22 protein-coding genes and 1 pseudogene are annotated in these 24041 nt (G+C 38.6%); 11 read left to right on the top strand and 12 right to left on the bottom strand.

From position 1 onward, the window contains the following. Positions 1–738 precede the first annotated feature (738 nt). From FN924_RS05215 to FN924_RS05205, 4 genes are all read right to left on the bottom strand, one after another. The gene (locus FN924_RS05215; RefSeq protein ID WP_143892407.1) at positions 739–1563 is read right to left on the bottom strand and encodes an aldo/keto reductase; all 825 of its coding nucleotides are present in this window, start codon (positions 1561–1563) and stop codon (positions 739–741) included. Positions 1564–1649: 86 nt separating this feature from the next. After that, positions 1650–2684: a S41 family peptidase gene (locus FN924_RS05210; protein ID WP_228409579.1), complete on the bottom strand. Its 1035-nt coding sequence runs from the start codon at positions 2682–2684 to the stop codon at positions 1650–1652. Positions 2685–2720: 36 nt separating this feature from the next. Further along, a complete protein-coding gene (locus FN924_RS19245; RefSeq protein ID WP_228409578.1) occupies positions 2721–2927 on the bottom strand; it encodes a hypothetical protein in 207 nt (68 codons plus the stop codon). Positions 2928–3193: 266 nt separating this feature from the next. Continuing rightward, positions 3194–3529, bottom strand: coding sequence for a hypothetical protein (locus FN924_RS05205; RefSeq protein ID WP_143892405.1), 336 nt, complete (start codon positions 3527–3529; stop codon positions 3194–3196). Between the two features lie 186 nt (positions 3530–3715). On the opposite strand from FN924_RS05205, the gene FN924_RS05200 reads away from it, so the two are divergent. Then, positions 3716–4156, top strand: coding sequence for a MarR family winged helix-turn-helix transcriptional regulator (locus tag FN924_RS05200; RefSeq protein ID WP_143892403.1), 441 nt, complete (start codon positions 3716–3718; stop codon positions 4154–4156). A gap of 12 nt (positions 4157–4168) precedes the next feature. Next, a complete protein-coding gene (locus FN924_RS05195) occupies positions 4169–7273 on the top strand; it encodes an MMPL family transporter (RefSeq protein ID WP_143892401.1) in 3105 nt (1034 codons plus the stop codon). A gap of 21 nt (positions 7274–7294) precedes the next feature. Here the strand turns inward: FN924_RS05195 and FN924_RS05190 are convergent, their stop codons facing one another. Together FN924_RS05190 and FN924_RS05185 are read right to left on the bottom strand one after the other, a co-directional pair. Continuing rightward, positions 7295–8116: an AAC(3) family N-acetyltransferase gene (locus tag FN924_RS05190; RefSeq protein WP_143892399.1), complete on the bottom strand. Its 822-nt coding sequence runs from the start codon at positions 8114–8116 to the stop codon at positions 7295–7297. Positions 8117–8129: 13 nt separating this feature from the next. Continuing rightward, positions 8130–9200: an undecaprenyldiphospho-muramoylpentapeptide beta-N-acetylglucosaminyltransferase gene (locus FN924_RS05185; RefSeq protein ID WP_143892397.1), complete on the bottom strand. Its 1071-nt coding sequence runs from the start codon at positions 9198–9200 to the stop codon at positions 8130–8132. 112 nt (positions 9201–9312) lie between these two features. On the opposite strand from FN924_RS05185, the pseudogene FN924_RS05180 reads away from it, so the two are divergent. Continuing rightward, positions 9313–10669: pseudogene (locus FN924_RS05180) on the top strand (MATE family efflux transporter). Between the two features lie 35 nt (positions 10670–10704). On the opposite strand, the gene FN924_RS05175 reads toward FN924_RS05180, so the two are convergent. Then, positions 10705–12138, bottom strand: coding sequence for an aldehyde dehydrogenase family protein (locus FN924_RS05175; RefSeq protein ID WP_143892395.1), 1434 nt, complete (start codon positions 12136–12138; stop codon positions 10705–10707). 150 nt (positions 12139–12288) lie between these two features. Between FN924_RS05175 and FN924_RS05170 the strand changes: the two genes are divergently transcribed. The 5 genes from FN924_RS05170 to FN924_RS05155 are packed head-to-tail and all read left to right on the top strand — an operon-like array spanning position 12289 to position 13810. Next, positions 12289–12768: a CBO0543 family protein gene (locus tag FN924_RS05170; protein ID WP_143892393.1), complete on the top strand. Its 480-nt coding sequence runs from the start codon at positions 12289–12291 to the stop codon at positions 12766–12768. Positions 12769–12813: 45 nt separating this feature from the next. Continuing rightward, positions 12814–13128 (top strand): hypothetical protein, encoded by a 315-nt coding sequence (locus FN924_RS05165; RefSeq protein ID WP_143892391.1) that lies wholly within the window; start codon positions 12814–12816, stop codon positions 13126–13128. A 16-nt stretch (positions 13129–13144) separates the two neighbouring features. Beyond that, a complete protein-coding gene (locus FN924_RS18810) occupies positions 13145–13306 on the top strand; it encodes a hypothetical protein (protein ID WP_228409577.1) in 162 nt (53 codons plus the stop codon). Positions 13307–13344: 38 nt separating this feature from the next. Then, positions 13345–13578 (top strand): hypothetical protein, encoded by a 234-nt coding sequence (locus FN924_RS05160; RefSeq protein ID WP_228409576.1) that lies wholly within the window; start codon positions 13345–13347, stop codon positions 13576–13578. Between the two features lie 49 nt (positions 13579–13627). Continuing rightward, complete coding sequence (locus FN924_RS05155) at positions 13628–13810, top strand: hypothetical protein (protein ID WP_143892387.1); 183 nt, start codon at positions 13628–13630, stop codon at positions 13808–13810. A gap of 122 nt (positions 13811–13932) precedes the next feature. On the opposite strand, the gene FN924_RS05150 is transcribed toward FN924_RS05155, so the two are convergent. After that, the gene (locus FN924_RS05150) at positions 13933–15123 is read right to left on the bottom strand and encodes a NupC/NupG family nucleoside CNT transporter (RefSeq protein WP_143892386.1); all 1191 of its coding nucleotides are present in this window, start codon (positions 15121–15123) and stop codon (positions 13933–13935) included. A 213-nt stretch (positions 15124–15336) separates the two neighbouring features. Then, positions 15337–15840, bottom strand: a complete 504-nt coding sequence (locus tag FN924_RS05145) for a DUF4367 domain-containing protein (RefSeq protein WP_158633939.1) — start codon at positions 15838–15840, stop codon at positions 15337–15339. A gap of 212 nt (positions 15841–16052) precedes the next feature. Here FN924_RS05145 and FN924_RS05140 point away from each other — a divergent pair, with 212 nt between their 5' ends. Next, positions 16053–16646, top strand: coding sequence for an SCO family protein (locus tag FN924_RS05140; RefSeq protein ID WP_143892382.1), 594 nt, complete (start codon positions 16053–16055; stop codon positions 16644–16646). A gap of 72 nt (positions 16647–16718) precedes the next feature. On the opposite strand, the gene FN924_RS05135 is transcribed toward FN924_RS05140, so the two are convergent. Together FN924_RS05135 and FN924_RS05130 are read right to left on the bottom strand one after the other, a co-directional pair. Continuing rightward, positions 16719–17591: an ROK family protein gene (locus FN924_RS05135; RefSeq protein WP_143892380.1), complete on the bottom strand. Its 873-nt coding sequence runs from the start codon at positions 17589–17591 to the stop codon at positions 16719–16721. Between the two features lie 162 nt (positions 17592–17753). Beyond that, positions 17754–20702, bottom strand: a complete 2949-nt coding sequence (locus FN924_RS05130; protein ID WP_143892378.1) for a glycosyl hydrolase — start codon at positions 20700–20702, stop codon at positions 17754–17756. Positions 20703–21076: 374 nt separating this feature from the next. Here FN924_RS05130 and FN924_RS05125 point away from each other — a divergent pair, with 374 nt between their 5' ends. After that, positions 21077–21523, top strand: coding sequence for a MarR family winged helix-turn-helix transcriptional regulator (locus tag FN924_RS05125; RefSeq protein WP_143892376.1), 447 nt, complete (start codon positions 21077–21079; stop codon positions 21521–21523). 67 nt (positions 21524–21590) lie between these two features. After that, complete coding sequence (locus FN924_RS05120; protein WP_143892375.1) at positions 21591–22457, top strand: permease; 867 nt, start codon at positions 21591–21593, stop codon at positions 22455–22457. Between the two features lie 191 nt (positions 22458–22648). Here FN924_RS05120 and yhbH read toward each other — a convergent pair whose 3' ends face one another. Beyond that, positions 22649–23812: a sporulation protein YhbH gene (yhbH, locus tag FN924_RS05115; protein WP_143892373.1), complete on the bottom strand. Its 1164-nt coding sequence runs from the start codon at positions 23810–23812 to the stop codon at positions 22649–22651. Positions 23813–24041: the final 229 nt, after the last annotated feature.

Genomic DNA, 24041 nt, shown 5'->3' with positions numbered 1-24041 from the left:
CACTCTTCGTTTTTTGCAATTTTTAGTCTTGTCAATGACATAATCGCTTCCTCCTTCATTATTAACTTTCATTTCGTGAAACTATAAATACCGTACGATCCACTATCGGAAGTTTATATTTCATTTTAAATTTTATAATACATACGAACGTGTACCTTCTCAGGTATTGGTTAAATTTACCATTCACTCGTATAAATACATTAAACATGCTGCCACCTTCTTTAACTTGTAAACTTGTATTGCTAACCGCTCTCTTTCCTTTCATTGAACAACTTTTCAATTATCATCTTAGTGATTGACATACAATCATCCCTCCAAATTTTTATATTTATATATAGAAAGCATGGGTTTCCCCTGCTACCTAACAAAACAAAAAACCGCATACGTCCCTAGACGCATGCGGTTAAAAAAACGCACAAAAATAGCCACGGACTTCTTTCACGTGACCTGTCATTATCCCTATGAAACTGTTCGAGATATACTACTGCCTAAATTTATGTGCACGAATATTAAAATACACGTCCAGCGAAGGTCACGTTCGATATGAAGTTGTAGTTTCCTACAATCTGGTGTTTGTTCATTGCAATTCCTTTTTCCATTTTTGTGACCTCCTCTCATAAATTTCCTCTTAAGTATATGCCTTCCCATTTTCAAAGTCAATGGGATAGTAACATATTTTTTCAGTCGACAAAAAAGCCAAAGCAGGAGACCCCTCTCCGTTGCTTTGGCTTTTATCCATTAATAAGGAAACTCATCTGGATGATAACCCATACGTTTATTCTCGTTTATTTCATCCATTGCTTTCATATCCTCTGCAGATAATTCAAAATCAAATATATCTGCATTTTCTTTTTGACGCTCTGCTTTTGTTGATTTCGGAATCGTCACGATACCATGCTGATAATCCCATCTCACGATGATTTGCGCTGGAGTTTTTTCATACTTTGCTGCCAGCTCTTGCAATGTCGGATGATTAAAATAGGAAGCCTTTCCTAATGGCGCCCAAGCCTCCACAATAATATCATGTTTGTGACAGTATGCTCGTGTCTCAAGCTGTGACAATTGTGGATGTAGCTCGATTTGGTTTATCATCGGTTTGATTTCTGCACTTTCCATTAAGTCATCCAAATGATGTGGCAGAAAGTTACTAACACCAATTGCCTTCGCTTTCCCACTTCGATAGATTTCCTCCAATGCCTTCCATGTTTCTTTGTACTTTCCAGGCACCGGCCAATGCACTAAGTAAAGATCGACATAATCGAGTCCTAGCTTACTTAAGCTTTCATCAAATGCTTTTAGCGTGTTTTCATATCCCTGTTGGTCGTTCCAAACCTTTGTTGTAATAAAAATGTCTTCCCGTGCAATGCCACTGTTCTGGATCGCACGTCCAACCCCTTCTTCATTTTCATAAAAAGCAGCAGTATCGATGTGGCGATAGCCAAGTTTTAACGCGGACGTCACCGCATCATATACCCCGTTTCCTTCGATTTTATAAACCCCTAACCCAACTGCCGGAATCTTTACTCCATTATGTAAAACTTGAACAGAATCTGATAAACCCATCTCACATTCTCCTTTTCACATATTTCAAATCAATAATATTGTAAACAATCGGAAGATTTATGGAAAGAAATTAACCTATGACTTTCTTAGTATAGACATGTATCCTCCGCAAGTAAATCTAGTGCAGCTTTTAAATCTTGATCCTCTACAATATGTTCAGGAGTCCAGGGAATATAAATATCAGGCTGGATACCTACCCCATTCATTCCCCTCCCTTCATCAACTTTTGTTAGCTTCGAGGTGGGATACCATAATTCAAATCGTCCTTCCCATTCCATCTTTGCAAGATTTGCATAATCATTTAATCCTAATGTTGCTCTTCCTATAACCGTGACTTTTGAAGAATGCTTGCAAACTTCAACAAAGGACTCACCAGAGCTGCCACAGAAAACATCTACTAATATCACTACTTTAGATGGTCCAGGTTTCGTATTGATTATCAAACTGTTCTCTAAGTCTGATAAATCCAATTCAACAAACCCCTTTCCTTCATTCTCTTTTAACTTATCAATCAAGATGTTCACTTGATTTTTAGTCTCTTCATCCCCTACTGAAAACAAATTACTTTTTAGCAACTTTGTTCGGAGCTCTACATTTCTTTTCGTACAGTTTGTTAACAAGGCTCCATCATCAAAATCAGATAGATTCACCACTTTTTCATCAAAAAGATAGGATAGCAATCCGAAATATGCCAGATCACTTCCACCTTTATTAAGACGTACATCGATTATAAGGTTTTCAGTTGAACGGAGAAGATGCTCGTTTTGGGTAATTAACTTCGAAATCTCTTGGTGATTCATAAAATCAGTCAATGTCATCAACAAGGTATTTTCATTGAGCGACTCCATTGAATACGTAGGTTCAAAAGGTTCGATTCTATACTTGTTTAGCGGAATCGAGAAAGTAGTATTTTTTTCATCTGTTACGATTGCATTACTGTATAAAGGAAGGATTGTACTCCAATTTTCTCGTTCCGCACTTTCCTCCATTAATTGTCTTTTATGAACTTGTATTAATTCCTGTATTGGGATACCATCCAATGCACGGATAACATATCCTGGTTTCAAACCCTTTTCCTGTTTAGTAGAAACGATGTAAAGATAATCCTTATACCTTCTCACAGAAAAACCTACTTCAACACTTTCTTGTTCGGTCTCTTATTTATGTTTAAAAATAATATGCTTATCCCGAAAATCCAGTAAATAATCTTGGACAAGGCGAACAAATTGATAGTCGGTAATCTCCAAACTCGTAGATATCTTTTTTCTGAAAAATTCTGGGTTATCCCAATTTTTTTTATCTTGAAACCCTGCATAGTCATAATGAAGAATACGAACAATCTCATCAAAAATGTTCTTGTACACAATCCTTCCCTCCCCATGTCATTAACTTCATTTTAGCATAAGAGAATAGGCGTGCACATGCACCCCTATCTCTTACACACTAGTCGTTTCATTAGGCTGATAATACCCGTGATATTCTTTACTTTCTTCCACGTCTTCTGCCACAAGGCCAGATAAAACGTGAACTCGCAAAATTTTCCTTCTTACTTGATTGTCGATTCCTACAATACTTTCTCTTTTTACATTCAACCTACAAATTCACAAAAAAATAGCCGTCATCTAAACGGCTATATCTTCGGTAGTTTTCTTTCATATAAAACATAAGATAATACACGGACCAATACTGGGTAAAAGGCTACTAGTCCAAGTAAGTCTCCCCAAATCCCTCTAAAATCACTAACTGCCATCCATATTACTAAAGCAAGCATAAGTACGGTACTTATGTTTCCTCCTTGCGTGTTAATCGGACGCCATGTGTTCCAGATAACACCAGCTTCTCCGATTAATTTTTGAAAACAAACATAGTGAAACGGTCGGATACGAAACCAGCTAACGCCTGTTAGTAACTCATCACGATTTTTAATTTCCTTTCTGCAATATCGACAAATATGAGCGTTATTCATGATTCTCTTCCCTTCTCTATACTAAAAACTTTCCTTATTAATCAATCAGAGTCGATTCTTGTCTAGTTTATCATGAATTTTCTTTTTATGTTATCTTGCTTGATTTTCCATGCAAAGCATGCTATTTTTATATAGTTCACTAATTGAACTATTTACATGTAAAACCAATTGGACGGGAGTGGAAAAATGAACAAGGTTGAGCTTCATGAACTCATTGAACTCTATACTTCCACGATGAATGAAGTAAATCGTAGAGTGAATGTGATAATGAATGACGAAGTACATCAAGAACTTACAACAGATCAGTTTGCGACCTTACGATTTTTAGCCAAGCACGAACCAACTACAAGTACAGAAATCGCCAATGAATTCTCTATTGGAAAAAGTGCTGTAACTGCTCAAGTCAATCGTCTCTTTGAAAGAGAACTATTGGAACGTGAACGTGACGAGCAAGATCGCAGAATCGTCTATTTACGACTAACGTCGAAAGGGAGAGCACTAGTAGAGGAAGGAACAGAGAAGCTATACGACGTGCTTGGGGACATACTTACCCAATTCAGTCAGGAAGAAGTAACTTCCTTTGTTCAATCGTTGCAGAAGCTAGTTACTTTTTTAAGAGAAAAATAAGGGGGTACACAGGTGAAACAAGTTATTCGCTTTCGATGGATTATCTTAGTAGCATGGATTGTTGCTGCAGCTAGTTTGTTGTTCTTCTCCCCTAACCTTCAAGAACTTGTAAGGGATAAAGGACAAATCGGAGTACCAGATGGGTACTCTTCTAGCGAAGCTGCACAAATGATCGAACGAATGTCAGAAGATAATAACGAAGACACAGTAAGTGCTGTTATGGTGTTTCATGAGAATAAGGCGTTAACGGAAACACAAAAAGAAGAAGTCGGAAACGCCATTGAAACACTAAAGGAACAGTCCGATGAATTAGGATTATCGGATATCCTGTCGTTCCAGGATGATGAACGAATTGAGGAACAAGTTGTCTCAGAGGACAACACAACCATTTTAGTGCCGTTCGAAGTATCCGTAAAGGACCGAGAAATTGAAGAAGCACGAGAAGATATCTATAAAGCGGTTGAAGATATTAAAGTAGACCACCTTCTAACTGGAGAAGCATTTATTTCCCAAGATGTTGTCCTCAATTCAGAAGAGGGATTAAAGAAAACAGAATATATTACAGTAGGATTTATTCTCGTCATCCTATTCGTTGTGTTCCGTTCCCTTGTCGCACCATTCATTCCGCTTATCACGGTTGGAATTAGTTACTTAGCTGCACAAGGTATTGTATCTATATTGGCAGATACAGTGGATTTTCCATTATCCACCTTTACACAAATCTTCATGGTAGCCGTTATGTTCGGTATTGGAACCGATTATTGTATTTTACTTATTAGTAGATTTAAAGAGGAACTTGCTCACCATGAATCAATTGGAGAAGCAGTTATTGCGACATATAAAGCAGCTGGAAAAACTGTATTCTTCTCTGGACTTGCAGTATTAATCGGGTTTTCCACGATTGGATTATCCACCTTTTCCCTTTACCAATCTGCAGTAGCAGTTGCGGTTGGGGTTGCGGTTGTTCTAATCGCATTAGCTACACTCGTACCTTTTTTCTTAGTGGTATTAGGGAAAAAGCTGTTTTGGCCGTTTGATAAAAACGTTTCTCATAGTGAAAGTAAGCTATGGGGATCTGTAGGTACCTTTGCATGGACACGTCCACTCATTGCCTTACTTATTGTTTTAGCATTTGTTGTGCCGAGTCTAATTACGTATGACGGATCGAAATCCTATAATTCTCTTGAGGAGATCGGAGATGAATATGGTTCCGTAAAAGCATTTGATTGGATTTCGGATAGCGTTGGCCCAGGGGAAGCAATGCCTACTACTGTCGTGTTAGAAACAGAAGAAAAAATTGACTCCTCCCAAGAATTCGAGGATATTGAACTAATCTCGAAAGAATTAGAAAATATCGATGGGGTTAAATCTGTACGTAGCGCCACTCGTCCAACCGGAGAGTTAATTGAAGACTTTACCATTACTAGTCAAACTGGTCAATTGGGTGAAGGAATTGGAAAAAGCATTGATGGAATCAATCAAATTCAATCTGGCTTAGCAGATGGCGCAAGCCAATTAAAAGAAGCTCAGCCTCAATTAGAAGAAGCAGAAAATGGCGTAGACCAACTTCTCCAAGGTACACAACAAGCAAATAACGGAATCGGAGAAATGAAAAATGGGCTAGCAGAAATTCAAACTGGAATCGAATCCGGTGCTAGTGGTGCTGGAGAGATTAAAGCTGGCCTACAGGAGATTCAAACGAACTTACAAAAAACGATTAACGGAAATAAAAAGGTTCTTTCTGGATATCAAGATATCGAGAATGGATTGAACCCAATTGTAAGTGGATATAAAGGATACTATAGTGCTGTTTCTGGTGCTTTATCTAATCTTAAAAAAGTGGAACAATCAAACCCTACTTTACAAGCAAACAGGGAATTCCAAACAGCTAAAGGACAGTTAGCTGCTGTAGTTAACGGTACCGAAGAAAATCCAAGTATGGCATCACTTAATAAGACCTTAGAAACGAAAATTCTAGGTGGCATGTCGAAAGCAAATAAAGGATTCCAGCAATCGATCTCCGGTCAGGAACAATTGTCTGCAGGCCTATCCGAACTGATTAACGCAGTTGATCAACTCCAAAATGGATTAAATCAAGCAGCAGATGGCCAACAACAAGTCATTAACAACATTCCTGCTTTACAAAATGGCTTAACACAAATTTACGGTGGTCAAGAAGAATTGAAAAAAGCTTTTAGCGATATGCAAGGCCAATTAGGCAAGCTTTCCGATGGATTGACCCAAAGTTCAGATGGTTTAACTGAAATCTCGAATGGATTAACGGAAGTACAAAGCTATTTAGATACTTTTTCTAGTAGCGACACCACTTCTTACGTAAGCATTCCAGAAGAAGCACTAGAAAATGAGGAATTTATCGAAGGAATTAAGCCTTATCTGTCTACAGATAAAACCATTACGAAGCTAGAAGTAGTCCTAGAAGATAATCCTTATTCTACGGAGTCTGTTGAATTAATCAGTACCGTGGAAAAAACGGTTGAGGATGCAATCAAAGGTACTGCATTCGAGGATGCAAAGCATGCCATCGGTGGTATTAGTAGTACGAACCACGATTTACAAAGCATGTCTAATGAGGATTATTCACGAACTGTCATATTAATGCTTAGCGGTATTTTCATTATCCTAATCATTTTATTACGTTCCCTCATTATGCCGATTTACTTAATTGGATCACTCGTGTTGACCTACTTTACTGCTATGGGATTAACAGAGGGAATCTTTGTGAACATCATGGGTTACGAAGGTATTAGCTGGGCCGTTCCATTCTTCGCCTTTGTTATTCTCGTTGCACTAGGAATTGATTACAGTATTTTCCTAATGGACCGTTTTAACGAAAATAAAGAAATGTCGATTAGAGATGGATTACTGCATGCCATGAAAAACATGGGTACCGTTATTATCTCGGCAGCGATTATTTTAGGTGGAACATTTGCCGCAATGCTACCGTCTGGTGTTTTATCCCTATTACAGATTGCAACGGTGGTATTAATTGGTCTATTCTTATATGCCTTAATTATGCTACCATTATTCATCCCAGTCATGGTACGTTTCTTTGGAAAAATGAACTGGTGGCCGTTTCGCCATCAATCAAAAGACTAAACATAAATAGGAGCACAAGGATTAATCCTTGTGCTCCTTTACTTTCTCATCATAATGTTCTAACCACTGTACTGCGTAATTCACAGCATCTTGAACCGGAAAAAGACGGCAAGTACCGGAGCCTACTTCTCCTGTTAAAATAGGCATCTCCGATTCGAAATCCTTTCCTAGTTCTTCAAACAACTCCTCACGAAATTCTATATCAGGATAGGTTTTCCAATTTCGTTCTCCATTTTCCATCATAGGGGAGCCTTTCATAATGGGGAGTCGGGTTGAAATCCGATATTCCGCTAAATGAAAACTCGTATTACTGTCATAACCAACCCCTAACAATAATACGAATGCCTTCCCATCATACAGCTTTTTCAAAGGAGAACCTTCCCCTAGTCCATGCTCCAACGAATGGTTTGCTAGTATTGTGTCTCGATTCCTTCCCCAAGCAAGGAAGGAATACATAGGATGACTGCTTCTTTTCACATCCGGAAAACTGCGAAATGCCTCCACAATTTTCCCCATACCATAGGTTGGGGTATAGCGCTTATCAAAGGCTGGCATATCCGCTTTAATTTCCTCCCACCATTCCTTGGGTACTGGAGGATTTCCCCATTCAGATGGATCAGAAAATGTAGGAGTTTGTGCTGGCATTACAATCGTGCCTTCTTCTGTCACAGCATCTTGTAAGGCTTGAACGACTGCAACCTCTCCACCGTTCACCCACCCTAAAGAGGATAAGGAAGAATGGACGAGAATAGTCATGCCAGGCTTCACCCCGAGTGCTTCTAAATCTGATTTTAATGATTTTCTAGTTCTAGGTCTAATGGCTGCTTCTATCAACTTCTGCATCTTCTCTTTCCACCTATCTAGTTGCTTGTTTGATAATATCAATTACTTTTTGTTTCGCTTCTCTACTTTCAAAGGACCGCATTTTGGTTAAAACTGTATTTTTGCCCTCTTTTAGCCTTTTTAATTCTTGAACTAATCTTTCTTCTGTTAATTCTTCTTCCTCTATCATCCGAGCGTACCCTTGTCTTTCAAAGGATTTCGCATTTAATATTTGGTCACCACGACTAGCATTTCGAGATAAAGGAATCAGTAACATTGGCTTACGTAAAGCCAAAAATTCAAAGATTGCATTAGATCCTGCTCGTGATAACACGAAATCCGTAGCCGCAAACAGATCCGAAAGCTCATCCTTCACATACTCAAATTGTGAATACCCTTCCCGTTGGATAGAGGGGTCTACATTTTCTTTTCCACATAAGTGAATGATTTCGAACTCGTGTAATAGTACATCTAATTGACTACGTACTGCTTCGTTAATTTTTCGAGAACCTCCGCTTCCGCCCATGATTAACAAAATAGGCTTTTTGCCTGGCAATCCTGTAAAGCTTAAGCCCTTTGTCTTACTACCTAAATAAAGCTCATCCCGTACTACAGCTCCTACCCACTCGGCTTTACTCTCTGGCAAGTACTGAACCGTTTCAGGAAATGTAGTGATAACCTTTTTCGAAAGAGGAATTGCGATTTTATTAGCCAATCCCGGAGTTATATCTGACTCATGAATGACCGCAGGAACTCGTCTCATCCTGGCTGCGATAAGCACCGGAACGGATACAAAGCCACCCTTTGAAAAAATGACAGCTGGCCTTTTCTTCCCAATGATGCGATAAGCTTGCAAGGTTCCCTTCAACACTTTAAATGGATCTTTGAAATTCTCTTTAGAGAAATAACGTCTTAACTTACCAGTAGAAATCGCATGATACGCAACTCCCTTTAAAGGCTCGATTAATTCTCGCTCAATCCCCGAATGTGAGCCTATATAATCAATGGTCCAGCCTTCTTTTTGAAAAGTTGGAATGACAGCTAGATTCACCATCACATGGCCAGCTGTTCCTCCACCAGTAAATAATATTCGTTTCTCCTTCATACGAACGCCCTCTCTATCTATGCTTCTAAGTAAGGTCGGTTCTCTTCCTTATTCAAAATGTGATATAATCCTCTCTATCCTAATGGAAATTAACTTAAAAAGGAAGACTTCCGTGTACCCTACTCAAACCATTCAACAAAAATTGAAGTTATTTTTTATCATTCTAATACCTATTCTAATTACACAGTTAAGTATGTATGCGATGAATTTCTTTGATACCGTTATGTCCGGACGAGCCGGTGCAAGAGATTTAGCCGGTGTTGCGATAGGCTCTAGTTTATGGGTTCCTATTTCAACTGGAATCAATGGGATTCTTCTGGCTCTATCCCCCATTGTAGCGCAATTAATTGGTGCGAACCAAAAAAAAGACGTACCAGAACAAGTTCGTCAAGGAATGTATTTATCCATTTTATTAGCTGTGATTGTGACTATTATCGGATTCATTCTTTTAGATCCAATCCTAAATCATATGGATTTAGAAAAACATGTACGTTATATAGCGAAATATTATTTAATTGGAATTGGGACAGGTATTATCCCCCTATTCCTTTTTAATCTGTTAAGATGTTACGTGGACGCTTTAGGACAAACGAGAACATCTATGGTTATTATTCTGTTGTCGCTACCATTAAATATATTCTTCAATTACGTATTTATCTTTGGAAAATTCGGAGTTCCAGCACTTGGCGGAATTGGGGCTGGCTTTGCTTCATCCTTAACCTATTGGTTTATATGCGGGATTACATTTCTTATTATCGTTCGTGTCCATCCATTTTCTGAAGATCGAATCTTTTCTAATTGGAGAAAGCCTTCTTTATCGACGTGGATAGAACAATTAAAAATTGGTATCCCAACTGGCTTCTCCATCTTTTTTGAAGTAAGTATATTTTCAGCGGTAACTTTGTTTATGAGTGTCTACAACACGTTTACCATTGCGGCACATCAAGCCGCGATTAACTTCGCTTCCTTCTTATACATGGTTCCATTTAGTATTGCGATGACTCTGACGATAGCCGTTGGATATGAAGTAGGGGGCAAAGCGTGTACGAGATGCGAAAGCCTACTCGTATATGGGAATCAGCTTCGGGGTAATCATAGCCTTTGTTTCTGGTTTTATTTTGTACGCATTCGACCAACCGGTTGCCCGTCTATATAATACCAATCCAGAAGTTGTGGAATTGACGACGAACTTCCTCTTCTACGCCATATTCTTTCAGTTAGCTGATGCCTTCGGCGCTCCGCTTCAAGGTACGCTTCGTGGCTATAAGGATGTAAATATCACCTTTATTATGTCATTAGTCAGCTACTGGTTGATTGGATTACCGAGCGGGTGGTTGCTAGCGAATTTCACAGCGTTTGAAGCGTATGGCTATTGGATGGGGCTTATTATTGGATTGAGCGCTGGAGCTGTTACATTATTTGGCCGATTGATTTATTTGCAGAGGAAACTTTTAAAAAGCACCATATAGCGAAAAATGAAAAAGGATGCCATCGACATCCTTTTTCATTTTTTTATTCCAAATTCAAATACAACGAGTCGTTCTTCTGTCATTTCATCAATAGAGTACTTCGGTCCTTCTTTACCTGAACCACTATCCTTCACACCACCGTATGGCATTAAGTCCACGCGATACTGAGACGCATCGTTAATCATGAAGCCACCTACTTCTACCTTTTTCGCTGCATGAAAGGCTGTGTTAATGTTGTTCGTGAAAATACCACCTTGTAAGCCATAAGGAGATTCGTTCACCTCATCTATGCAAGCATCTAAATCATGATATGGAATAATGCTAACGACTGGTGCAAACACTTCTTCACATACTACTTTCATCGATTTGTGGACATCCACTAAAACAGTTGGCTCTAGTAATGGACCTTTTCTAGTCCCTCCATGTAAGAGCTTAGCCCCATTTTCTTTCGCTTCAGAGATCCACTTCTCTGCTCGAATTGCTTCTTTTTCAGCTATCATCGGTCCAACGTCTGTATCTGGATCATTCGGATCACCAACCTTAAGCGTTTGGATAGCCTCCATAAACTTCGCTTGGAATTCATCCTTCACATCTTCATGCACGTAAATCCGTTGGACAGAAATACAAACTTGACCCGCAAAGGCAAAGCTTTTTTCTGCAGTAAGCTGTGCAGCCTTCGCAACATCCGCCTCTTTGTCAACGATAACTGGTGAGTTATTGCCCAGCTCTAAAATCAGTTTATTTAATCCAGTATTTTGTTTAAGCTTTAAGCCAACTTCCGCACTGCCTGTAAATGTATATAATTTGATCCGCTTATCCTTCATCATTTGGTTACCGACCGTGGAACCAGATCCAACTACGACGTTAAAGAAACCGGCAGGTAAACCAGCTTGTTCGAATATATCTGCTAATTGAATCGCGGTAGTTGGCGTTGCACTTGCTGGCTTCAATACCACCGTATTTCCCGCTGCAATAGCAGGTGCTACTTTATGAGAAACAAGGTTTAAAGGGAAATTAAACGGACTAATTGCACCAACCACGCCAACCGGAACTTTTATTGTAAAGGCCATACGATTTTCAGAACCTGGAGCTGCTTCTACAGGAACTCCTTCTCCGGTGATTCGTTTTGCCTCTTCCGCAGCCCATTCGAAGGTTTGTGCGGAACGGACAACTTCACCCTTTGCTTGCTTTAGCGGTTTTCCAGCCTCTTTTACGATTCCAATAGCCAGCTTATCCTGTTTTTCTAATAAAAGTTCACTTACCCGTTTTATGATTTCATAGCGTTCATATGAGGAAAGCTTTTTTGTTTCAAAGGCATGCTCTGCACTAGCAATAGCTTGGTCGACTTCTTTTTCTCCTGCTTTCGCTACTGTTGCATAAACGTCCTGCGAATATTTTTCTAGTACCTCTAATTGTTCATTTGTATCGACCCATTGACCATTTATATATAATTTAAAATGCTGTGTCATCGTAACGCCTCCTTTAAATTTGAATACCACGTTTATTGTACCGCAAAACAATCCGAGAGTAAGGCCGGAAGCTTGTCGTATTAATTTAATAAATAACGAACCGCATCTAGTGAAAGAATAAAGGAAACAATTGAAGAAATGAGGAATATCATGTTTATACTTCTTATAACCATCGTCATTTTTAATCTAATTGCTTTCCTTGTCCCAAAAAGGATCTCACATATTGAACTCATTACCACAACTCTGTTTGCCCTTTATCTACAACTGTTTACAGATGTTTTTTTAATATTAAAATATAATTTATATGGCTACTTTGGTGAGGGTGTCGATTGGAAATCCACGCTATACATACTAGGTATTTATCCACCTATCAACTTTCTATTTCTGAACTTTTTCCCATATAAAAAGAAGCACTATTATAAAATGATGTACATCCTTGCCTGGGGTGTATTAGCTATTGGGTTTGAAGCGATTTTCTTGTGGAGCGGAACCTTTTATTATAATGAGTGGAAAATTTGGTATTCCGGCATCTTATACCCTTTGTTGTATATTCTTCTCGTGGTTTTCCATCGATTTACGTATCACTATTTAATCGTATTTAAACATTTAGATTCCAAAAATAATCATTAAAGCATTATAATCAAAAGAAAAAGAAAATACATAGTGAGTGAGAATATGGAAAATAAATGGGTATTACTTGTAATATTTGAAATCCTAGCATGGGCTTCCACCTTTTTTATGTTATACGCGAGGTACAGACTCCAATCGAAGTGGGGCTTTAAGATAGGTGTTTTTTTATCTATCCTTACTGGCATCATTCCTCAAGTAACCTTAGGCATTTTAAACTTTATTCAAGAAGGAAAGGTAGATTTATTTACACTAATCATCATTTTACTTCTTTTATACGGATTAACGATTGGAAAGAAGCACATTCAAAAAATGGACCAATGGGCCAAGAATAAATTCCTCCCCTCTAAACAAGGGGGATAATTAGGGAGGTGTTTATGTGAAGTCTATGAAACTAGTTGTTCTCCTTATAGTTGCTTTTTTCTTTTTCATCGGGGATATATTACTAGCAAAGCCATTTATGATCAACCATCACGAGAAATACGTTTTGGTGTATATGCCAACGATGAAGAAGGCCGTATCGATATTCGTAAGACGATAACAAACTTAGATAATCAATCCACAGTAGATAATATACAGATGATTTATATGCAAAAGGAAAAAGTAGCTTCTATAGTTGAACCTACAACCAAACCTGATTTACACCTATCCATTATAAGTCCCAAACGGTCGACTTCATTAGTAGATTCTGAAGTTTGGTTTAATGAGTCAGGTGCAACGATTGGTTTACGATCTGGAAAAGCTGGGAACCAAGTTGATTATTTCAACATTTCAAAAGAAGACGCAGATTTCCTTTATGAGCAATTCGAATAACAAAAAAGGGGAGGGGTAGGCCAGCAAATATAGAACTAGGGGGAGTTTTTTGTATTCGTTAAAATTTTGGTTTGCTTGGGTTGTTGGTGTAATAGTAGCTGTTTTTATATTGAGTCTATTGCAACACGGAGAAGTAGATTGGGGACCTATTGTCACAATGAGTATTGCTGGTCTTATAGGTGTTCTTATCGCTTCCGGAATAAGGAAAATTTTTAACAAAAAAGTAAATTAAAAAGTTAATCACTAATGCACTAACCAGGTTAGTTGAGGTAGCCTTAATACAAAACAGAACTCCCTAATTAATGGAAGTTCTGTTTTTATTACTATATCTTTAACTTGAAGAGAACCTTACAATTAAAGAAATAATCCAGCCACTGTAGCAGAAAGAATGGATCCTAATGTTGCCCCAATAAGAAGCTTCAAGCCAAACTTAGAAACGATTCTTCCTTTTTCTCCATCAATACCTTGCACCGTTCCCGCAATAATACCAATTGAAGAAAAGTTTGCAAAGCTTGTTAAGAACACCGCAACGATTCCAACTGTTTCCTTCGATAGTTGTCCAACTAGTGGTTGTAGCTCAAGCATGGCAACAAATTCGTTCGTTACAATTTTTGGTCCCATGATACCACCAGCTTGAATAAGCTCTCCTGGTGCAATCCCCATTAAGAAACCAATTGGCGCAAGTACGTACCCTAAAATCTGTTGTAGTGTAACGCCAGCAAAGATTGCTTGAATAACCCAATTGACTAGCTCAAGGGATGCAATAAATGCTATTAGCATCGCAGCAACAATAAGAGCAATCTTTCCACCGTCAAGCGCACCATTTCCCATAGCTTCGAAGATACTTTTAGATTCAGATACGTCTCGAATATCTACTTGGTCATCCTCCGGCTTCACTTTTACCGGCGAAATAATAGAAGCTACAATCAATGAACTGAACATATTTAAAGGCAAGGCAACCAACACATATTCTGGAGGTAGCATTTGCATGTACGCTCCTACAATGGATGCAGATACCGACCCCATTGCGGATGCACTTACAATGTACAATCGATTTTGGTTCAAATGATGAAACTGTGATTTGATTGCTAACAATGCTTCGGATTGTCCAAAGAAAATACTATTTACAGCGTTAAAGGATTCTACCTTAGGTAATCCAGTAATTTTTGATAACGCTCCACCAATATATTTGATAATAATCGGTAGGATTTTCAAATGGGTCAAGACAGACAAAATCGTTGCGAAGAAAATAATCAATAGTAGAACGTTAAAGAAGAAAACACTCCCACCTTCTTCTACCGCAATTCCTCCAACTACAAAATTAACGCCAGCTGTTCCGAATTCTATCAATTTATTAAAGGCATCTGAAATCTTTGTAATAATTAAACGTCCAATACTCGTATCAAACATAAACCATGTCGTAAAAATTTGAAGTAATAACATAACGCCAATACCAAAATAGTTAATGTTCTTACGATCATTAGACATTAAGTAAGAAAGACCAAACACGACTAAAATGGCCACAATACCTAACAAAATTTCCATTCATTTTCCTCCTAAGGTGTCTAAAATATGAAAGTGCTTTCAGTCAACATATTGGATTTTATCATAGAGGTCAGACGTCATGCAAGTAGAAACATGTAGAATAGAAACACATTTTCTGTTATATATTTTGTCTATCCTTTATTTTCATTCCATTTTCCATAAAAAAACTCTCCAGTATCTTTAACCTGGAGAGTTTAGCTGCTATATGTTCTATTAAGATTGAAAGGATTGTGCAACCTTGATAAGCTTGTCCTTCGGCATAGGGTTACTGGAATCCTTGTTGTTTCGATACATCAGCTTATACGTTATACCTTCTTCTTCCCAGTAAAGAGTTTGAGCAAACCTATTTTCCGTATAACTTCCATCCACCTCGCCGCTTATTTGTACAGTAGAATTTTGGGTCATTTGCTCTTCTTGCTCTAATTGACCATCTACCATTTGGATAGACAGAAGATCGTTATCTACTGTATAAAAGCTTACATCCAAAGCTTCATTATTGGTTTCAAGAGTTGTAAAGTGGTCGGAAACAACAATCGCAGTTTCCATTGGCAAGTATGATGGTATTTTAGGCTGGAAGGAAAGATCTTGAATCGCAGATTTTACTTTTTCCTTGTCGTACGGATAATAACCGTCTGGCATCGTTTGTTGCTGTTGACAAGCAAACAAACAGATACTAAGCAATCCGATCATAATCACTATCAAATATCGCTTCGACATTTCTCCACCCCTCGTTCGACAAGATTCTCTATTAACATAGACGGATGAACAACCAGATTTGTTTCTAGTAAAAAAGTAGTATTTTTCAAGACGCATACCATCAATGACAATTTTATTACAAAATGAAGCAGCAATTTTTAAAGAACCTAGCCAATGGTAGTATGTTTATAGAGATGAATATTTTATATAGAATGGACGCAGGAGGTTAAACGATGAAACGCAAGCTAACTATTTCGTTATTTTTTATCCTAACAGCTTTGTTTATTACTGCTTGTGGCGATAAAACAATTCCCGATAGATTAGATTGGAAGGTACAAGACTTTGAAGCGACAGATCAAAATGGAGAAACGGTTTCATTAGAGGATTTAAAAGGAAAAGTATGGATAGCTGACTTTGTTTTCACTAGCTGCACGACTGTATGCCCACCCATGACTGCAAATATGGCTAGATTACAAAAGAAGCTAAAGGAAGAAGATGTTCCGGTACAAATTGTTTCGTTCAGTGTAGATCCCGAACGTGATACACCAGAAATCCGCAGTGAATATGTAACAGCACGAGGTGGCGATTTATCAACATGGTTCTTCTTAGGCGATTATTCCTTTGACTATGTAAAAAATCTTTCCGAGGGTTCCTTCAAATCTGCAGTTGCCGAGCCAACAGCAGGAACGGACCAATTCACTCACGGTACTAGATTTTATTTGATTGACCAAGAAGGTACGATTGTTAAATATTATAGCGGATATAAAGAAGTTCCTTATGAAGAAATAGTGGAACATGCAAAAATACTTACGGAAAATCAAGAATAACGGACTCGAAATATATAAAGAGGGGTGCGATCCGGTAAGCAATCGTCCCCCTCTTTTGTTTACTTTACTTCGTTAACGGTGATTGATAAATCCGTAAACAGCACCTAGTAAATTCGCATTTTGTCTATGCTGACAAACTTCTACATTCGGTTTTATTTTAGCAATTTCTACTTCTTTCATAATTTGTTCTACTCGTCGGTTCACCTGAGCGACTAAATCTTCTCTTGCACTAATACCACCGCCAAGCAATATCACCTCGGGATCATACATATATTGAAGATTGTAGATTCCAAGTGCAATCATATGATAGAAATCTTCGATTGCTTCCTGGCAGTCCTGGTCTCCTTGTTCAGCTTGTTCAAAAATCCCTTCACCCGATAATGTTTCTGCATCTACCTGTTTCTTCTTCGCTACTCTTCTTAATAACGATGCAGTAGCCGCCGTATCACTCCATGTACGTTTCCCATCGACTAACATATAGCCAAATTCTCCACCATGGAGATTAGCACCTTTATGGATGACACCGTCTTTAAAGACCGCCCCTCCAACTCCGGTTCCAAGAATGACAAGAAGTACATCCTTCATTCCTTTACCGGCTCCATTCCATATTTCTGCGTATCCAGCTGCATTCGCATCGTTCTCCATAAAGACAGGATATCCCGTTTTCTCTTCCAAAAGCTCCTTCACATTCGGTCCATGTATGTAAGGTAATGCACTAAACCCGTATATGATACCAGATTCAGAAACTGCACCTGGTGCACTTACAGCTACCCCTTCTATACGTTCCTCGGGGTATTCTTTCGTTATGTTTGAAATTAAGTCGACTAAGGAATGCAGATCCTTTGGCGTTGGAGTTTTACTTTGCTTCAATATTTCCGCCTGTTCCGTCACCACACCGTACTTAACAAAAGTACCACCAATATCAAATGCCATATATCTGTTCAATGTTATTCATCCTTCTAGTTAAGTCATTCGCATTCTGATTATAGCATAAAACGAAACCGGTTTCTCTCAAAGACAACCTCAAAATTAAAATCATACTTCGTTGCTTAAGTTAAAAATAGTAAAGCTCCTCTCAAGAGGAGCTTTACTATACAAACTATTCCCTTACTTCGTAAAAGTATAGTGAGGAGAGTCATACTGCGGTCCGGATTTTTCATACGTGAACCAGTATTCCACTCTATCCCCCGAATTTAATCCTGAAACGACTTGTTCCCACGTCCCGTTATTGTTAGTCATTCGGAAGTTCTGCTGATTACTGCCGTTCACCGTATAATGTACATCCACATATTGAGATGGTGTCGTTGGCTTAAAATAAATCGTAATATTGTTGCCAGCAGTATTTACCCCTGCCGTATAATCCTTTGTCGTATGCTCATCACTACCATTTACCGGAGTTATCCGAATCCAGTTGATATTAAACTCGTATCCGGTCGCCTGCAGGCGAATAGTTTGTTCCCCTTGATTTAGGTTCACATTCGTCGATATCGTCTGCCAGCTTTGCCAGCCACCTGTATTTGGAATAGTAGAGGTTGCTAGCGTATTGGAACCCGACTTGAATTGGACTTGTCCATTCGATGTTGCACTAGCAACGCGATATTCCACTTTATAGGTTCCAGTGCTCGGTACATCGATGGAGTAATCTAACCAATCCCCGACATCAATGTATCCTACACTTTGTCCACCACCACTATCTGTTGTGGTTTCAAGCTGAACCCCACTCATAGCAGTAAAGTTCTCTGCTTCAATTTGTGCTGGTAATGATACTGGATTATCATCAGAACCGCCATCGTCTGGGTTTCCGCCATTATCGATATTAAAACGATTTGGCTCTACCGTAACGGTATGGCCGTCTGAGAATCGAACCGTCTTCGTTTGGTTTGTCATATTGTACACGACGTATGTTTTCTTCCCATTTTTATTAAACACCGCATAGATTGGGTAATCCGCCGTTATACTAGGGTCGGCATTGCCCATTTTATCTAAGTTGTATATCCAATGATACATGTTGGCTTTTGAGTTTCCCGCTTCTGCTGTAAGCGAGTTTATATTCGAATTAACCAAATTTTTCGCATCATTCACATCCGATATGGCTCGATACATGTAGATTAAATCCTTCCACACATCGAAGTTCGTTCCACCATTTTCTGAAACGAGTGCATTGTAATTGGTCTCCGTGTACTCCGGATAGTGGGTCAAATAAAGGGAAGCTCCAGTGATAGGTAACCAGTTAATTCCATGTACTTCTTCTGGATTCGCTGTCCACCATACACCGTCCCCTACTGTTTTACCTCCCCAGATCATACTTGCTGTGGAACGTGTAAAATCCGGATGATGATTTTCTTCTTTTACATCAAACCAATAGTTGTTAATCGCATTCATCTCAGTTGTGTACAAATAGATACCTAAATCACGAATCGTATCGTCATTTGTCGCTTCTCCCCATAAAATTAACCCAGCCCAGGCATTCATTGCTTCCGAAGAGGATTCATTATTATTCCCGTCTCCGAAATTAGCATGTCCAGATGCCCAAGAGTGTCCAGCGTATGGATCAAAGTTCCGTAAAAATGGAAACTGATCATCGTTACGATCCCAGTTAGCAATATCACGAATCAACAATTCCACCATTTGACCCCAATTAGAGTCATTTGCCCATTGCTTGTCTACACGAGCAATTTCTGCTGCTGCTTTAATAAAGTAGCCATAGTGGAAATGGTGATCATTTAACTCTTCTGCTGTTCCATAGCTAGACGGGTAGCCAATTACAGTTCCCCAGTTCTCATTGTAATAGAACAATTGAGAGCTATTGATGTTCCCAGCATCATCACTCGCTGTAAACCAGTCTTCAAGGCGGTTTTTAATTTCATTTCGGAACTTATTCGCTGCCGTTGTATCCCCAACCTGCTCTGCAATAGGAGCAAGCGTAGCAAGCTTTCCTAATCGCTTTCCAACCCAATACGTATCTGGAGATGGAGAATCATTTTCGGCTTCCGCTTCATTCACATATTGTGCTAATTTATTGATATCGTACGAGCCGTTGTTAGGAAGAGACGGTAGCACCCCGGTAAAGTCCATCGACGTTGTGAAAGAGCTACCTTCTGCTGTTTTCATCGTTCCTCTCACCGAATTGTACGTGTATGGCAATAACGGATGAGAAGTCTTTTGCCATTGATGAGGATAAAGCGCAAAGATTGTTCCGGATTGAGAGCCTTCTTTCGCAGTTGTCGTGTAGCTATACGTTGTGCTTACTTTACTTGTTTGTTCATTATACGACCATTCCACTTTTGTATCTGTCACAAAGGAATAGGCATATTGTTTGAATTTTTGAAGTGTTTCTGGGGAGTTATCTGGAAGTGCTGCTACAGAGAAATAATTCTTTCCTGCTAAGTTATTCGTAAGAGAAGTCGAACCTATTCCGCTCCAAGTACTTCCGCTTGGTCCGAACAATGCGTAATGACTTCCTGCAATCGTGACCCCTAATACGGAACTCGAGGCGTTTCCATACCAGACCGTCGGGGCGGTATAGAACGATAGCTCCGGATTGCCACCTTGGAACTGAAAATATACATATGGAGAACCATGACCGTAGGTTACTTCCATAGAGTTTGTCCCACTTTTAAATAGTGAGCTCACAAACCAATCATCCGAATCGTTTACATTCGCCTCAGGAAAGCTAGCTACATTCGAGTGTTTAACCGTAAAGTCATGAATATCATTGATCCACCCACAAACACAAGCAGAATTAGCAGTTATTTTATTACTAGGATTATAGATTCGAAATCCATCTTCTTGATTTTGAATCGCCAATGGATGAGGATAGGCAGGCTGTGAGTATTGATTCCATGCAAGGTTACTCCACCAGTCATTCGTCGGCATTTTTCCTTGGTAATTGTTTGTCCGATAGATTTTACTTTGAACATCTGTCGCACCTGGAGGCAGCGTTTTGGAATAAGACCCTTTTCCTAGCGGTTGTTCTCCAGAAAAAGCGAAGGAGTTAGAAGGTATTAAAAGAAAAACAGAAACAATTAGCAAAAACAAAAAAGATGCTTTTTTCATCGAATTCTCCTTCCAAATAGTAATGTATGCGGTTTCAAAAAATTCAACTGAAACCTCCTTTCCATTCCCTAAATGGAACTAAAAAAGGAAACCGCTTTCTTTTTTAATATATTTACACAGGCATATAGGAACGTCAATGGGATTCAAGATATTTAAGTAATTAGTAGGTGCAAGGGCTAGTAGGTAAGAACTAATTCTATTATTCATTCATCTCTATTATTCGATAAAAATAGATAATTAGACACACTTTTAGAAAAATAAGGAAACTAGTAAGGAAAACGATTTCCTTATATCCTACAATTAGAAACTCGACATATGAACTAATACTTGCATTTTACAAATAATATGATATAATTGAATTAGAGGTGAATATTATGGAAGATATACGAGAACTATTTCATGTCATGACCAGACGATTTGGTTTTTTGAATAAAAACTGTTGTTCAGTTGGAGGCACTGATGTCTCCTTAGTACAAAGCCATATTTTGTATGAGATTGATAAAAACCATTCCCCTTCTGTACAAACTATCTCGAACATACTTGGTATGGATATCACAACATTTAGTAGACAAATTCAAAGCCTAGTTAAGATGGGACTTGTAAAAAAAACCCCCTTACCAGAAGATCGGCGTGTACACATCCTAACTTTAACTACAGAAGGAAAGTATGTAGCAACCACGATTGATACACAGATGAAAGAATACCTAAATGAAGTATTATCTCACATGTCAGAGTTTGAAAAAAACGCAGTGCTACAGTCTATTCAAGTACTGAATCAAGCAATGGCGAAATCATCCGTTTGCTGCAAACCTTTGCTATGAGCAAGAAATCTCTTGCTCTTTCTATATATAATATTTGTATTTTACAAATAATATTGAGGTGGGAATGATGACTTTTGATGTTCTGCAAAGCTTTCTTTACATATCCATTGAATTAACTGTTTTATTTTTCGGAATTTCCTTTTTAGTCTCTTTTCTCCAAGGAATAGTACCATATGAACGCTTGGAGAAACGGTTGGGTAATAGTCCGCTGTTAATCAGTGCTAGCTTTACTTTATTTTTTGCTTTTATTACTCCATTTTGCTCATGCTCAACCATACCCATTGTCGTCTCTTTCCTACATAAGAAGGTACGTTTTGGAATTGTTATGATTTTTTTGTTTGCGTCTCCCGTATTAGATCCGACTATTTTAACCTTAATGGCAGCTTTATTTGGATTTAAAGTAACCATCGTCTATACAATAACTACTTCCATCCTTTGCGTTTTAATTGGCCTAACACTTGAAAGACTCGGGTTTGAACAAGAGGTGAAGCAAGTAATCATGAAAGTGGATCAACCATCCGTGCAACGATTTAATGTCATAGCTGCTCTTAAGGAAACAATAAAGCTTATGAAAACTGTTTATCCTTTTCTAATGATTGGGGCTGGGATTGGTGCCATTATCCATGGCACTATTCCCACAGAATGGATTTCAAATTATCTAGGAGGAAGTCAATGGTGGCTTGTACCAATTGCTGCTATCGTTGGAATTCCCCTATACATTCGACTTTCCACCATGATTCCTATCAGTCAAATTATGATTGTAAAAGGGATGGCCCTTGGTCCAGTAATGGCATTAATGATAAGTTCAGCTGGTGCTAGCTTACCGGAACTAACGCTTTTGAATAGTATTTTCAAGAAAAAATTAATGTTGGCATTTATAGGTTCTGTATTTATGATGTCCACGATATCGGGATTACTATTCTATGCACTGTAAAGGAGGTGATAAACGTGCCGATTTTAAAACATTTATTTACTCAAAAAGAGACTTCATGCTGTAACATCCAGATTGAAGAAGTCCAAGCTAACGACACGAAGAATTGTTGTGAGGAAGATGCTATCTGCTGTATTGAATCATCATGTTGTTAATCCTGGTCAATAAGGAGCTTCATTTAAGAAGCTCCTTATTTACACATATGCCACCTTTTCTTGTTCCTTATGGAAAAATGCTTTCATCGCATGAAATACATCTTCTTTTCGTTTCAATACGAAGTGCTTTAATTTGGGATCGTCCAGCTGTTTATACACCTGCATAAGTGTGGAGTGTCGATTATACTGGTTCACCTCTCCATACCCAAACATACTTGAATTTTTGATTAGCTCTTCGATTAGTGGAAAACACCTTGGATTATCTGAGGTTAAATTATCTCCATCTGAGAAATGAAAGGGATAGATATTGTATTGACTAGGAGCGTATTTTTCATGAATAAGCTCTAACGCTTTTCGATAGGCGGAGGAACAAATCGTCCCACCACTTTCTCCTTTTGTGAAAAAGGATTCCTCATCCACAACCTTTGCCTCTGTATGGTGTGCAATAAACTCGATATCGACTTTTTCATATTTCGTACGTAAAAAACGAGTCATCCAGAAGAAAAAGCTACGTGCCATATACTTTTCCCATAATCCCATAGAGCCACTAGTGTCCATCATAGCCAGCACCACGGCTTTCGACTCTGGCTTCTCCACATCATCCCATGTTTTGTAGCGTATGTCCTCAGGATAAATCGGGTAAAAGCTTTTCTTTCCTTCTAGTACATTTCGTTTGTACGCTTGAAGCATCGTTCTTTTTTTATCAATATTCCCAACTAGCCCTGTCTTTCTAATATCTCGAAACTCGTAGTTTGTGACGATTATATTATCCTTCTCTTTTTCTTGAAGATTCGGAAGCTCTAATTCTGCAAAAAAGGCTTCTTCCAGCTCTTCAAAAGATACTTCTGCTTCGTAATAGTCTTGGCCAGGTTGGTCACCTGCTTTTTCCCCTTGACCTGCACCAGGCTTTTTCCTTCCATCCTTCGCGACGACATCGCCTACTTGGCTATCTCCGTCCCCTTGACCTGCATGTTTATTCTTATCCTGACTATAACGAATTTTATATTCATCTAAGGAACGAATTGGAATACGGACAACGTCCTTTCCACGTGACATGATGATATTTTCCTCACTTACTAAGTCTGGTAGCTTTCTTTGAAGTATATCTTGAACTTTGTCTTGATGCCGCTTCTGATCATCAAATCCTTTTCTGTGGAGGGACCAATCTTCCTCAGAAATTACAAAGCTCTTATCATCAGCCATTCCTTTCCCTCCTTTGTCTATTTGTTTAGTGTATGCACGTGGACATTAAAAGATTAAAGATTTTGTAAATTTGGACGGGTGGATTAATCCTTTTGCCTACTAAAAAGAGGAAAAGCACTAATGCCTTTCCTCTTTTACTATTAATCTTCTACTGTATTTAAATCTACTACAATTCCAATTACAATTGTACTTACCAATATTAATGAAAAGGTCGCTGCAAACATATTAA

Origin of the sequence: Radiobacillus deserti (assembly GCF_007301515.1) — a bacterium.
Lineage (GTDB): Bacteria > Bacillota > Bacilli > Bacillales > Amphibacillaceae > Radiobacillus > Radiobacillus deserti.
The sequence above is the reverse complement of the archived record's forward strand: the minus strand, read 5'-3'. Positions and strand labels throughout refer to the sequence as shown.